14 protein-coding genes are annotated in these 12,293 nt (G+C 64.4%); 10 read left to right on the top strand and 4 right to left on the bottom strand.

From position 1 onward, the window contains the following. Nucleotides 1–112 precede the first annotated feature (112 nt). The 9 genes from J2X01_RS07430 to J2X01_RS07390 all read left to right on the top strand — a co-directional run bounded on the left by J2X01_RS07430 (nt 113) and on the right by J2X01_RS07390 (nt 7,713). Nucleotides 113–319, top strand: coding sequence for a Flp family type IVb pilin (locus J2X01_RS07430; RefSeq protein ID WP_310052451.1), 207 nt, complete (start codon nt 113–115; stop codon nt 317–319). Nucleotides 320–450: 131 nt separating this feature from the next. Continuing rightward, nucleotides 451–843, top strand: coding sequence for a TadE/TadG family type IV pilus assembly protein (locus J2X01_RS07425; RefSeq protein WP_310052449.1), 393 nt, complete (start codon nt 451–453; stop codon nt 841–843). Then, nucleotides 831–1,832, top strand: a complete 1,002-nt coding sequence (locus J2X01_RS07420; protein WP_310052447.1) for a pilus assembly protein TadG-related protein — start codon at nt 831–833, stop codon at nt 1,830–1,832. The genes J2X01_RS07425 and J2X01_RS07420 overlap by 13 nt, the downstream gene beginning before the upstream one ends. After that, nucleotides 1,829–2,596, top strand: a complete 768-nt coding sequence (cpaB, locus tag J2X01_RS07415; RefSeq protein ID WP_310052444.1) for a Flp pilus assembly protein CpaB — start codon at nt 1,829–1,831, stop codon at nt 2,594–2,596. The genes J2X01_RS07420 and cpaB overlap by 4 nt, the downstream gene beginning before the upstream one ends. Continuing rightward, on the top strand, nt 2,593–3,786 hold the full coding sequence (locus J2X01_RS07410) for a CpaE/TadZ family protein (protein ID WP_310052441.1): 1,194 nt from the start codon (nt 2,593–2,595) through the stop codon (nt 3,784–3,786). Before cpaB ends, J2X01_RS07410 begins: the two co-directional genes overlap by 4 nt. Beyond that, nucleotides 3,783–5,276 carry a TadA family conjugal transfer-associated ATPase gene (locus tag J2X01_RS07405; protein ID WP_310052439.1) on the top strand — a complete coding sequence of 498 codons (1,494 nt, stop codon included), beginning with the start codon at nt 3,783–3,785 and terminating at the stop codon, nt 5,274–5,276. The genes J2X01_RS07410 and J2X01_RS07405 overlap by 4 nt, the downstream gene beginning before the upstream one ends. A gap of 7 nt (nt 5,277–5,283) precedes the next feature. Then, complete coding sequence (locus tag J2X01_RS07400; RefSeq protein ID WP_310052437.1) at nt 5,284–6,219, top strand: type II secretion system F family protein; 936 nt, start codon at nt 5,284–5,286, stop codon at nt 6,217–6,219. A 7-nt stretch (nt 6,220–6,226) separates the two neighbouring features. Further along, nucleotides 6,227–7,108 (top strand): type II secretion system F family protein, encoded by an 882-nt coding sequence (locus J2X01_RS07395; protein WP_310052435.1) that lies wholly within the window; start codon nt 6,227–6,229, stop codon nt 7,106–7,108. Nucleotides 7,109–7,239: 131 nt separating this feature from the next. Next, nucleotides 7,240–7,713: an Hpt domain-containing protein gene (locus J2X01_RS07390; protein ID WP_310052433.1), complete on the top strand. Its 474-nt coding sequence runs from the start codon at nt 7,240–7,242 to the stop codon at nt 7,711–7,713. Here J2X01_RS07390 and J2X01_RS07385 read toward each other — a convergent pair. Further along, a complete protein-coding gene (locus tag J2X01_RS07385; protein ID WP_310052431.1) occupies nt 7,710–8,477 on the bottom strand; it encodes a response regulator transcription factor in 768 nt (255 codons plus the stop codon). The two genes, J2X01_RS07390 and J2X01_RS07385, sit on opposite strands and share 4 nt — an antisense overlap. A gap of 212 nt (nt 8,478–8,689) precedes the next feature. Here J2X01_RS07385 and J2X01_RS07380 point away from each other — a divergent pair, with 212 nt between their 5' ends. Then, entirely contained in the window at nt 8,690–9,559 is an 870-nt protein-coding gene (locus J2X01_RS07380; RefSeq protein WP_310052429.1) for a sensor histidine kinase, read from the top strand. 33 nt (nt 9,560–9,592) lie between these two features. On the opposite strand, the gene J2X01_RS07375 is transcribed toward J2X01_RS07380, so the two are convergent. The 3 genes from J2X01_RS07375 to J2X01_RS07365 form a co-directional block, all read right to left on the bottom strand. Next, nucleotides 9,593–10,483, bottom strand: coding sequence for a tRNA pseudouridine synthase A (locus J2X01_RS07375; protein ID WP_310052425.1), 891 nt, complete (start codon nt 10,481–10,483; stop codon nt 9,593–9,595). A gap of 32 nt (nt 10,484–10,515) precedes the next feature. Continuing rightward, complete coding sequence (gene rplQ, locus J2X01_RS07370) at nt 10,516–11,205, bottom strand: 50S ribosomal protein L17, sunset domain variant (protein WP_310052422.1); 690 nt, start codon at nt 11,203–11,205, stop codon at nt 10,516–10,518. 77 nt (nt 11,206–11,282) lie between these two features. Continuing rightward, nucleotides 11,283–12,293, bottom strand: a complete 1,011-nt coding sequence (locus J2X01_RS07365; RefSeq protein WP_018773683.1) for a DNA-directed RNA polymerase subunit alpha — start codon at nt 12,291–12,293, stop codon at nt 11,283–11,285.

The raw sequence follows: 12,293 nt of genomic DNA, 5'->3' as shown, positions 1-12,293 counted from the left end.
GGGAAGCCTTGGCACAGGATGTGGCAAGCAGCGTAACTTCGCGCGAATTGCATTGCTAGCTTTCTGGCATAGCTGGTGTCTGGCCAGCCTCCCAACTCGCTCAGGAGCTCACGTGCTATCTCTTATCGCAACCCTTCAGACCCTCGGATTTGCCGCCAAGAATCGCCTTCGCGACGAGAGGGGTGCAACCGCAGTCGAATACGGCCTTATGGTCGCCCTCATCGCCGTAGCCATCATCGTTGGCGTTACCCTCCTTGGCGACAACCTGCAGGATATGTTCAATGGCATCGCAGGGAACATCGCACCGAAGACCCCGTAGCACCGGGCTGCAACTCAGGACAGGCCGATTGGTGCGGTGAAGGGTGTCATTCCTTCACCGCACCTCCGTTCGTGGCTTTCTGCCGGAACACCGACCGGCTACAGTATCCATCCGTTGAAAGGTCGCCACACATGCGTCAGGGCAGGGAGCGTGGCGCTGTCGCAGTGGAGTTCGCACTCCTTGCGCCGGTCCTGATCATGCTGCTGCTGGGCATCATGGAATTCGGGCGGGCGTACAACGTACAGATCTCACTCACGAATGCCGCCCGCGAAGGCGCCCGCGTTATGGCGATCACCAACGACCCGGCGGCTGCCCGCAGCGCCGTCCGAACTGCCCTGGGAACGCTTAAACCGGTCCTGGCCGACGACAAAATCGACTTCGCCGCATCCGCTCCAACCGGGGCAAAGACCTGCTCCGCTGCGGCCCAAATGTCCGTGACGGTCAGCTATACGCTAAACACGATGACCGGCATTGCCGGGCCGTTTTCCATGCGAGGCCAGGGGGCCATGCTGTGCGGCGGATAGCACATCCGGGAATCCGGGAGCGCGGCGCGATCAGCGTGGTGGTCGCGATCGTCATGGTGTGCCTGCTGGGCTTCGCCGCCCTGACCGTCGACGTGGGCGTCATCTACGCCGAGCGGGCCCAACTGCAGAACAGTTCGGACGCGGTGGCTCTGATGGTGGCCCAAAAGTGCGCCAAGAGTCTCAGCGATCCCGAATGTTCCGGCACGTGGCCTCGCCCGACCGAGCGTGTCGCCCAATTGGCGAACGGCAACGCCGTGGACGGCCTGAACGACGTCAAATCGATCACACTCGACAAATCCAAGAGAACTGTCTCGGTGGACTCCGGGTCGAAAGAATCGGGAAGCGCCGCCAACAGCGTCTCTCTGTACTTCGCGAAAATCCTTGGCGTTACCACCGCCGAGGTCGCTGCCACGTCGCACGCCCAATGGGGGATCCCGTCCAAGGGCATCATGATCCTTCCGCTGGCCATTGCGGAGTGCAAGTTCAATATTGATCCGGTCTCCGGCGTGGGAGCCATGCAAACACTAATATTGGATAAGGACCCTTGCGTCAACAAGAATATTCCAGGCGGATTTGGCTGGATCAACGAAGCGGTTCCCGACGACCGCTGCGGTATCACAATGACCGCCAGCAATGCGAGCGACGCTGCCATGTGGTTCACGAGCAGCACAGGGGCTCCCCCGCCGTCCCCCTGCACAGCCAATGACCTAAGCCAGATTAATGACCGCACCGTGCTCTTCCCGCTATTTGACGAAGCGACTGGAAACGGCTCCAGCGGCAAGTATTTTGTGAAGGGATTTGCCGCCTTTCATGTCACGGGATATAACCTTTCGAATTTTTCTTGGCCGGAGAAAAACAGCATTCCTAACAAGGGATTGAGGGGTTATTTCGTCAAATTCGTCTCGCTATCCCAAGCCCTCGAACTTGGCAGCGGACCGGATTACGGTTCGGCCGTAGTCCGTCTCAGCATTGGAGCACCTTCATCGTGAAATCCCGACTACTCGCCGGAGTGGCAGCGGTGGTCCTGGCCGTCGTCGGAGCCATCCTCGTCGTGTCCTACGCCAGCGGTGCGGACGCGCGGGCCGTCAAGGCCCTTGATCCTGTGGAAGTCCTGGTGGTGGCGAAGCCTGTACCGGCCGGCACGTCCGTGGAAAGCCTGCTGCCCTTCCTGACTGCCCAGACACTTCCCGGCACCGCCGTGGCCAAGTCCGCGCTGCGCAGTCTCGACACCTTCGCCGGCAAGGTCACCGCCGTCGAGCTGCTTCCGGGTGAGCAACTTGTCGCGGAACGGCTGACCGCACCGGAAACCTTGCAGTCCAGCGGAGCCGTGCAGGTACCGGAGGGGCAGCAGGAGATCTCGTTCCAGTTGGATCCCCAGCGAGTTGTCGGCGGACGACTGGTGGCCGGGGACCACATCGGCATCTTCATCTCGTTGAAAACTGGGGGCATCGAGGCGAAACCGGACAAGGAGACCACGCAGTTGACACTCCACAAGGTCCTGGTGACGTCGGTGCAGCGGGCGGCCAGCGCCGCCCCGTCTCCCGAGCCCTCTGCCAGCGGCCCAACGGCCCCGGTCGAAGATACGTCGCTGCCCACAGGATCACTGCTGTTGACGGTCGCGGTAACAGACGTGGAGGCCACCAAGATCGTCTATGGCTTGGAATTCGGCTCACTGTGGCTGAGTAAAGAGCCGCTCGACGCCAAGGACAGCGGCCGCCCTGGAATCATGACGAAACCGGAAGTGTACAAATGAGCCGTTTTGTACTGATCACGCCCAATGCCGACTTCGATTCCCGCGTCCGTCTGGCTCTGGCCGGAAGCCTGCCGGGGGGCCTGCAGACCTTCCCCTTCGTGAATCCTTCAGATCCCGGGGAGTTGTTCGCGAAACTTGACCAGCAGCGTCCCGAGGTCCTCATTCTTGGACCGGATGTGCCCGTGGACGACGCCCTGCGGTTGGCCACGATCTTTGACGTTCAGCTGTCCGAGCTCAGCATCATCCTGGTGGGCGAACCGGACCCCGATTTCCTGTTGCTGGCCATGCGCGCCGGCATCCGGGATGTTCTCAGCCCACACGCCGACGCTGCCCAGATCCGGGTCATGCTGGAACGAGCCTGCCAGTCCTTTGCCAGCAAGAACCGGTCGGCAGCCGTCCAACAGCCGGACGCCCCGAGGGGTCTGGTGATCGGGGTCTTCTCGCCCAAAGGCGGAGTGGGCAAAACCACAATTGCCACCAATATCGCCATCGGGCTGGGGCAGGTGGCCCCCATGAGCGTTGTGATCGTTGACCTGGACCTGCAGTTCGGGGACGTCGCCTCTGGCCTGTACCTCCACCCGGAGCACACCGTGACCGATGCGGTCTCCTCCGCGGCGAGCCACGATTCCCTGGTCCTTAAGGCCTTCCTGACCGTGCACCCCGGCAATATCTATGCTCTCTGCGCCCCGAGGAGCCCCGAAGAAGCGGACAACATCACACCCGAGCAGGTGACGCACCTGCTCGGTCAGCTTGCCGAACAGTTCCAGTACGTCATCGTGGACACTGCCCCCGGGTTACCGGAGGTGGGTCTGGCGGCCATGGAGCAGTGCACGGACATTGTCTGGGTGACCGCCATGGATGTTCCCAGCATCCGCGGGCTGAGGTCCGGCCTCGAAATCCTCCGGCGCCTGGACCTCCAACCTGAAACGCGTCATGTCGTGCTGAATCTGGCCGATTCCGCATCAGGTCTCAGCGTTCAGGATGTCGAAGCCACCATCGGTGCGCCAGTTGACATCAGTATTCCGCGGTCCAAGGCCGTAGCGTTCTCCACAAACCGGGGCATCCCGGTACTCCAGGAGGGCCGCAAGGACCCGGCCGTCAAAGGGCTCCGGCAGCTGGTTGAACGGTTCGATCCTGCGTGGCGTGCCAGGGCAAAAAGGAAGCTGCACCGCAGAGTGGTGGTCCAGTGAAGCTTTCTGAACGTCTCGCCGCTGCTGAGGGCGGTCCCGCTGCCGCGCCCAGGCTCGCTCCGGAGCCCGGCCGGGCCGCCCACGCCGCGCCTCCCAACCTGCTCAAGGCTCCCGCGCCCATGGAGCGGCCGCGCACCCCGATCGCAGCCCCCACGTTCGAAGAGCAAACGGATGCGCACCGCTCCGCTGGCCCGCAGGCGGTGGATGTCTTCGCTGCCCTCAAGCAGCGCGCGGCCACTGCCTTGTTCGAGCGCATGGGCGGGCGTTTCAACGATTCTGCCCTCACGGAAGACGATTTGCGTTCATCCGCCCGGGAAGAACTCACCCGCATCATCGACGCCGAACAGGTCCCGCTGTCCGGCGAGGAACGCCTCCGGCTGGTCCAGGACGTGGCAGACGATGTACTGGGCTACGGACCGTTGCAACGGCTCCTCGATGATTCCGCCGTAACGGAGATCATGGTCAATGGCATGGACCAGATCTACGTTGAACGCCACGGAAAACTTACGCTGACCGAGTCGCGGTTCAGTTCCGAAGACCATCTGCGCAAGGTGATCGAGCGCATTGTCTCCAAGGTGGGCCGCCGCATCGACGAATCATCCCCGCTCGTGGATGCACGACTGGAGGACGGGTCGCGTGTCAACGCCGTCATTCCGCCCCTCGCGGTGGGCGGCTCCTCGCTGACGATCCGAAAATTCAGTAAAGTCCCGCTCACGGTCCAAAACCTCATCGAGTTCGGGACCCTGACACCTGAGATGGCGGAGCTCCTTGACGCGTGTGTCAAGGCAAAGCTCAACATCATTGTCTCCGGCGGCACAGGTACCGGTAAGACCACGCTGCTGAACGTTCTGTCATCGTTCCTGCCCCATGATGAGCGGATCGTGACGATCGAGGACGCCGTCGAACTCCAAATCCAGCAGCGCCACGTCGTACGCTTGGAAAGCCGGCCGCCCAATACCGAAGGCAAAGGCGAGGTCACCATCCGTGAGCTGCTGCGAAACTCCCTCCGCATGCGTCCGGACCGGATCGTGGTAGGTGAGGTCCGCGGCGGGGAGTCGCTGGACATGCTGCAGGCCATGAATACCGGCCACGACGGCTCGCTGTCCACGGTGCACTCCAACTCGCCCCGAGACGCCGTCGCCCGCCTGGAAACCTTGGTCCTGATGGCGGGAATGGACCTGCCGCTCCGCGCCATCCGGGAGCAGATCGCCTCCGCCGTCAACCTGATCATCCAGATCTCCCGACTGCGCGACGGCAGCCGCCGCATCACGCATGTCACGGAGGTGCAGGGCATGGAAGGGGACATCGTCACGCTGCAGGACGCCTTCGTCTTCGACTACTCTGCCGGTGTCGACGCCCACGGCCGGTTCCTCGGCAAACCGGTCCCCACCGGCATCCGGCCCCGGTTCATCGACCGATTCGAAGATTTTGGCATCCATGTCTCACCCGCCGTGTTCGCCGCTCCCCTGGCGCCAGCCGGAAGGCAGTGATCCGACCTTGACGATCCTGCCCCTAGGCGTTGGCCTGTTCTCGGTTGCCCTTTTCCTGCTCGGTTTCGTTTTGCTCGCCCCGCGAAGGGCGCGCGTGCCGCTGGACCGGCGTCAGCCCGCCCAGAACCAAGCAGACTCGCAGTTGACCCGGTTCGCTGGCTCCGCGGTCCATCTGGTTGACGGCTACTTCTCCCAGCGAAAGGTGCGGCTGTTCAGCAGGGAAGCACTCGAAAACGCAGGCCTCCGGATGGGCCAGTCCGACTTCTTTGTGTTGGTGCTGGCTGGCGCCTTCGTCGGCGCCTTGGCAGGATTTATTGTCGCCGGCCCGTTGCTGGCAATCCTGTTCGTCCTGCTGGCGCCCTTGGCGGGGCACCTCGTGATCGGCTTCCTCACCGGCAAACGCCGTGCCCTGTTTGACCAACAACTCGGCGACACCCTTCAACTGCTCTCCGGCGGGCTCAGGGCAGGCCACAGCATCCTGCGGGCCATTGACGCGGCCGCCGCCGAGTCGCTCAGCCCCACTGCGGAAGAGATGCGGCGGGTGATCACCGAAACGAGCCTCGGCCGCGACCTCCAGTCATCCCTCACCGATACGGCCGAGCGGATGCGCAGCGATGACTTTGTCTGGATCGCCCAGGCCATCCAGATCAACCGGGAAGTGGGCGGGAACCTCGCCGAAGTACTGGACCAGGTGGGCGAAACCATCCGCGAACGCAGCGAAATCAAGGGCCACATCAAGTCCTTGGCGGCCGAGGGAAAGTTCTCCGCGTATATCCTGATGGCCATGCCGTTCGGCATCGTCGCGATGCTTATGGTGGCCAATCCAGGCTATATGAACTCCATGGTCACGCACCTGCTGGGCTGGATCATGATCGGCGCGTCCCTGGTCATGATGACGATCGGCGGTCTGTGGATGCGCAAGATCATCGATCTGAAGTTCTGAGCTGCCCATGGACCCCTCGGTACTGCTCGCCCTGCTGTTGGTTTCGCTGCCGCTCGGGTATCTGGTGTGGGGAGCTCTTTCCGTGGACCGCAAGTCCCACCGGGCCATCCGCGAGCTGCTCGCAGCCGGCAGAGAGACCGCAGATTTCACCGCGGCACCACGGACCTCACTACTGGAATGGATCGGATACCGTCTGACGCCGGCCGGCTATGTCCGCAAACTCGATAAGCTGCTGTCCCTGGCGGGCCGCCCCACCTCCCTTCCCCTGGGACGTGTGCTGGCAGCCAAGCCCCTGCTCGGCCTGGCCGGTGCACTGCTGGGCTGGTACATCAGTGCCACGGGCTCCACACCCATCATCAAGCTGGTGGGCCTCTTCGTGGTCCTGCTGGGCTACTTTATCCCCGATCTGATGCTCCACAGCAAGGGCCAGGAACGCCAGAAGGCGATGCAGCTGGAACTGGCCAACACCCTCGACCAGATGCTCATCTCCGTGGAGGCGGGCCTGGGCTTCGAAGGAGCCATGGCCCGCGCCGGAGAGAACGGCAAGGGCCCGCTCGCCGAGGAACTGGTCCGGACGCTGCAGGACATGCAGGTCGGCCGGAGCCGCCGTGAGTCCTATCTGGCGCTGGCGGAGCGGACAAGCATTCCTGAACTGCGCAGCTTTGTCCAGGCCGTTGTCCAGGCGGACACCTACGGTATCGCCATCAGTAGGGTGCTCCGGATCCAGGCCAAGGTAATGCGGGTTAAGCGGCGGCAGCGGGCCGAGGAAAAGGCCATGAAGCTCCCGGTCATGATCCTGTTCCCCCTGCTGTTCTTCATCTTCCCGGTGCTCTTCATTGCCATTCTTGGCCCTGCAGTGATCAACGCGATCGATACGTTCAGCGGGTAGTAGCGACAACAGGCCGCCGTGCCGGGCGGGAACCGCAGGGCAGTACTCAGGAATCTCGGAAAACCGCAAGTTTGCCACAGGAAAATGCCAGCGTGGGAAGCATCAACCGGGGCAGGCAGTAGCGTGGACCCATGTCCTTTCAAGGAGCTCCAGACGAGGGCGATGCAGTCAGCGGCCTCGCCGCCGACGCCTCCTCCGGCGGCGCGGGTCTGGCCCCCGCGGCGACCGCGGACGCGGCCAAAGACACGGCGTCCCCGCTCGTGGACCCCGCTGCCCTTGAGGAACTCGGGTCACAGCTGGACAGCCTGGCGGTGGCCCAGGGATTCGCGCGGGACTACACCATGCTGTGGAACCACCGTTATGAAGCGCTCGCCACGTCCCTCGACAGCGGGGACGAGGCCGCCGCCCTGGACGCGGTCCTGAGCCTGAAGACAGCCTCGGCGATGGTCGGCGGGATCCGGCTGGCCGAGCTGGCCAGGGAGCTCGAGGACGCAATCCGCGGCCGCGACGACGAACTCGCGCGGTCACTCCTGCGTGAGGTCGCAGCGAGCGGCAACGCAACAGTCGACGAGCTGCAGCTCAGCTACCAGCTCCGGGACAGTTAATCCTGCGCCGGCGCGAGCCGGTACCCCACGCCGCGGACTGTCTGGAGCCACCGGGGCTGCAGCTGATCCTCGCCCAGCTTGCGCCTCAGATTGCCGATATGCACCTCGACGGCACGCTCGTCCGATTCACTGATGTACGCGTCCACGCCGTAATGCTCACCCCGCACCACCCGCACCAGGTCGGTCTTGGTCCGGACGGCGCCGGCCGCCTTCAGCAGGGCATGCAGGAGATCGAACTCGCTGCGGGTCAGGCTGGTGGGACTGCCGGCCAGCGTGACGGACCGGGTCTGCGGGTTCAGGACGAGCCCGTTGTGCCGGAGCACCGCGTCGTGGGGCGGTACCGGGCCGATCGCAGGCGCCGGTCCCCGCTCCCGCGGCCTGCCGGCCGCGTCCATCCGCGGCCTGCGCATCATCGCAGCCACCCGGGCCCGAAGTTCGCGCGGCCGGAACGGTTTGGTCATAAAATCGTCCGCGCCGGTATGCAGTGCCGTGAGTGTGTCCAGCTCGTCCTCCCTCGCGGTCAGCATAACCACATAGGCGTCGCTGAACTGCCGGATCCGGCGCAGGACTTCAAAGCCGTCAATATCGTGGAGGCCAATATCCAGGGTGACGACGCTGGCCTTCTGGCTCCGCACGACCTCAACCCCCTCACGCCCGCTGGCTGCGCCGTGGACGTCGAATCCCGCCTGGCTCAACACAGCTTCGACGAGATGACGCACGTCGTCGTCGTCCTCTACAACGACTGCAACTCCCAAATCAGTCATGGCCCCCCTCACCTCTGATACAGCGGCATCCACCCCCACAGCGGCCGCGTCGGTACTGCTACGCACCCATGGTGCGCCAGTATTGTCAGAATACCCACGCAATAGCGCTAATTAGTGTTTAGGCACAGCCGCGGCAACAAATATTCATCGTCTGTCAAGATAACGTGACGAATGCTGTTAAATTGGAGCGGGAAGAAAGGAGCGCGGCTTCATTGGGTAAACAACAAGGGGCACGGACCCTTCAGGGCAGCCTGGCGGGAATCCCCCAGGCTGCGCAGCTGGCGCTATTGCGGCTAACCGGTCGCCGGGAGGCCGAACTCCACGCCCTCCTCGCGGACAGCCTCGACCGTGAACAACGGCTCAGCGACCAGGTCGCCGGAGTGGTCGAGGCCCTGGCGGCCAAGGACCACCTGGTCTCCACCGTCTCGCATGAGTTCCGCACCCCGTTGACGTCCATCATCGGCAACCTGGACCTGGTCCTTGGCGAAGCGGCCGAACTCTCCCCCGCTGCCGTGCGCCGGCTCGAAGTCGCCCAGCGGAACGCCGAACGGTTGCTCGCGCTGGTCTCGGACCTGCTGGTCTCCGCCGACTCCACGCTGCCCGTCCACCCGCGCCGGACCGATCTGGCCAGCCTGGTCGAAGCCAGCCTCGGCTCGGCCCAGGCCCAGGCCCACAATTCCCAGGTTTCGCTCTCCATGGATATTCCCGCCCCGCTCTGGGCGGAGGTGGATCCGCTGCGGATCAGCCAGGCCGTCGACAACCTCGTCTCCAATGCCATCAAGTACACCCCCGACGGCGGCACCGTCCACGTGTCGGCCAGCACGGCGGAGGGCCGGGTGCTGCTGCATGTGGAGGATGACGGTATGGGCATGACAGCCGCCGACGCCGAACGGGTCTTCACCCGCTTCTTCCGCAGCGCTGCGGTCCGCGACGGCGCGATTCCGGGCGTTGGGCTGGGCCTGTCCATCACCAAGGCAATCGTGGAACGGCACGGGGGCTCCATCACCTGCAGCACACTTCCCGGCTGCGGGAGCACCTTCACCGTGGAGCTTCCCGCCCAGGCGGCCACCCCGGCGTTCTAGACCGCCGTCAGAAGGTTGCGGTGGAGGCCCGCGCTACTGGCGCAGCGCGCGCGTCAGCTCCGCCCGGGCCAGCAGCCCGCTTGCCGAGGGGTACGCCACTTCCTCAAGCACCAGCGGGTGCGGGGCCGAGAGCACGGACTTCGCATCGCGCCGGCGGTCGAGCAGCCGCTGGTACAGCCACCCGGGCGCCTCGATGCCGGCCCCCACGTAGAGCGCCGATCCCACCAGGGACCTCACCATGTTGTGGCAGAACGCATCCGCCTGGACCGTCGCCACGATCACCCCGTCCGTGCCGCGGGCAAACTCGAAGCGCTGCAGCTCACGGATGGTCGTGGCGCCTTCCCGCGGCTTGCAGTAGGAGCGGAAATCCTGCAGCCCCAGCAGCTCCGAGGCGCCTTCGTTGAGCAGCCCGACGTCCAGCGGTTCCCGGTGCCACAGGGTGGAGGTGCGGCCAAGCGGGTCCCAGAGGGCGGGTCCGTCCGCGATCCGGTAACTGTACCGGCGCCAGAGCGCGGAGAACCGCGCGTCGAAGCCTTCGGGAGCGATGGCGACCCGGTGGACCTCGATGGACCCGGTCAGGTCCCCAAGCCCGCGGCTGAGGGCGCCGCGGAGGCGGCGCAGCAGGGCAACTGCGGGGTCCAGCTCCACACCGCGGTTGAGGCCCAGCCACTCCGTCTCGCTGAGGTCGACGTGGACCACCTGGCCGCGGGCGTGCACGCCGGCGTCGGTCCGCCCGGCGACGGTGACCCGGACGGGCCGCCGGATCAGCATCGCGAGGGCCTCTTCGAGCGTGCCCTGGACAGTACGCCGGCCGGGCTGGACGGCCCACCCGCTGAAGGGGCCGCCGTCGTACGCCAGATCAAGCCGGATACGCAAAAACCCGCCGCCCCCTCGAGCGGGGGCAACGGGTTTCTGGTGGTTCATAGACTTAAGTCTACTGCCCAAAGAAGGCCAGACTACTCAGCGTCGCCGGCCTGCGCAGCGTCGCCGCCGGCAGGGGCGAAGCCGGCAGCAGCTGCCGACTCAGCGGAGTCGAACCAGACTTCAGCAACCGTGCTGTCGTACCAGCGGGAGCCCGGAACGTGGAACTTCATGGAGTCCTCGTTGCCCTTGACAGCGAAGCCCTCAGGAGCAACATTGTCAGCAGTAGCAGGCTTGGAGCCGGCGTACTTGGACTCGGCAGCCTCGGTCTCAACAACCTCGGCCTCGGCGGGAGCTTCCTCGGCAACCGGAGCAGCCTTGGCGGCAGCCTGGGTAGCCTCGGCCACAACGGCCTGCTTGGCGGAAACCGGCTCGAGAACCAGTTCGATGACAGCCATGGGGGCGTTGTCGCCCTTGCGGTTGCCGATCTTGGTGATGCGGGTGTAGCCGCCGTTGCGGTTCTCCACTGCCTGTGCAATGTCGGTGAACAGCTCGTGGACGATGCCCTTGTTGCTGATCAGGCCGAGTACACGGCGGCGGGAAGCCAGGTCGCCACGCTTGGCGAAAGTAACCAGGCGCTCGGCGTAGGGCTTCAGTCGCTTGGCCTTGGTCACCGTGGTGGTGATCCGCTTGTGCTCGAACAGTGCTGCGGACAGGTTCGCGAGCATAAGACGCTCGTGAGCCGCTCCGCCTCCGAGGCGCGGACCCTTAGCGGGGGTAGGCATAATAGTTTCTCCTCATATGGAAGCCGTTGGGCTGCGCACACCGTGGTGCATCCAGCCGGCGGGCCAAGATCTGTTTGTTAGAGCTCGTCGTCGCTGAAAGCGGCGTCGTCCTCTTCAATTGCTGCGGCGCGTGCTGCGAGGTCAAAACCGGGAGGCGAGTCCTTGAGGGACAGGCCCAGTTCAACCAGCTTTGCCTTGACCTCATCGATGGACTTCGCACCGAAGTTACGGATGTCCATGAGGTCGGCCTCGGAGCGGGCCACGAGTTCACCCACGGTGTGGATGCCCTCACGCTTGAGGCAGTTGTAGGAACGGACGGTGAGGTCCAGATCCTCGATCGGCAGGGCCATGTCTGCTGCCAGGGCAGCATCCGTCGGCGACGGGCCAATCTCGATACCTTCAGCTGCGGTGTTCAGCTCGCGGGCCAGACCGAACAGTTCCACCAGGGTGGTACCTGCCGAAGCAACGGCATCGCGCGGGGCGATGGCCTGCTTGGTCTCGACGTCGACAATGAGCTTGTCGAAGTCAGTGCGCTGCTCAACACGGGTGGCTTCCACGCGGAAAGTAACCTTCAGGACCGGCGAGTAGATCGAGTCGACCGGAATGCGGCCGATCTCGGAGTCGCCGGACTTGTTCTGAGCTGCCGAAACGTAGCCGCGGCCGCGCTCGATGGTCAGTTCGAGTTCGAACTTGCCCTTCGAGTTCAGCGTGGCAATGTGCAGATCCGGGTTGTGGAATTCGACGCCGGCCGGCGGAGCGATGTCCGCGGCGGTGACGACTCCCGGGCCCTGCTTGCGCAGGTAAGCAACAACCGGCTCGTCGTGCTCGGAGGAAACCGAGAGGTTCTTGATGTTCAGGATGATCTCGGTGACATCTTCCTTGACACCCGGAACCGTGGTGAACTCGTGCAGCACGCCATCGATCCGGATGCTCGTGACAGAGGCACCGGGGATGGAGGAAAGCAGGGTACGGCGGAGGGAGTTTCCGAGGGTGTAACCGAAACCGGGCTCCAGCGGTTCAATGATGAACCGTGAGCGGTTTTCGGAGACGACCTCTTCGGAGAGGGTGGGGCGCTGTGCAATGAGCAC

The organism is Arthrobacter ginsengisoli (genome assembly GCF_031456935.1).
GTDB lineage: Bacteria > Actinomycetota > Actinomycetes > Actinomycetales > Micrococcaceae > Arthrobacter > Arthrobacter ginsengisoli.
Note: the sequence above shows the minus strand (reverse complement) of the source record. Positions and strands in the feature narration are given on the sequence as shown.

Coding starts and splice junctions, on each gene's coding strand:
- J2X01_RS07410 (WP_310052441.1), top strand. CDS start 2,593: ATGAGCCGTTTTGTACTGATCACGCCCAATGCCGACTTCGATTCCCGC.
- rplQ (WP_310052422.1), bottom strand. CDS start 11,205: ATGCCTACCCCCGCTAAGGGTCCGCGCCTCGGAGGCGGAGCGGCTCAC.
- J2X01_RS07425 (WP_310052449.1), top strand. CDS start 451: ATGCGTCAGGGCAGGGAGCGTGGCGCTGTCGCAGTGGAGTTCGCACTC.
- J2X01_RS07375 (WP_310052425.1), bottom strand. CDS start 10,483: ATGAACCACCAGAAACCCGTTGCCCCCGCTCGAGGGGGCGGCGGGTTT.
- J2X01_RS07395 (WP_310052435.1), top strand. CDS start 6,227: ATGGACCCCTCGGTACTGCTCGCCCTGCTGTTGGTTTCGCTGCCGCTC.
- J2X01_RS07385 (WP_310052431.1), bottom strand. CDS start 8,477: ATGACTGATTTGGGAGTTGCAGTCGTTGTAGAGGACGACGACGACGTG.
- J2X01_RS07390 (WP_310052433.1), top strand. CDS start 7,240: ATGTCCTTTCAAGGAGCTCCAGACGAGGGCGATGCAGTCAGCGGCCTC.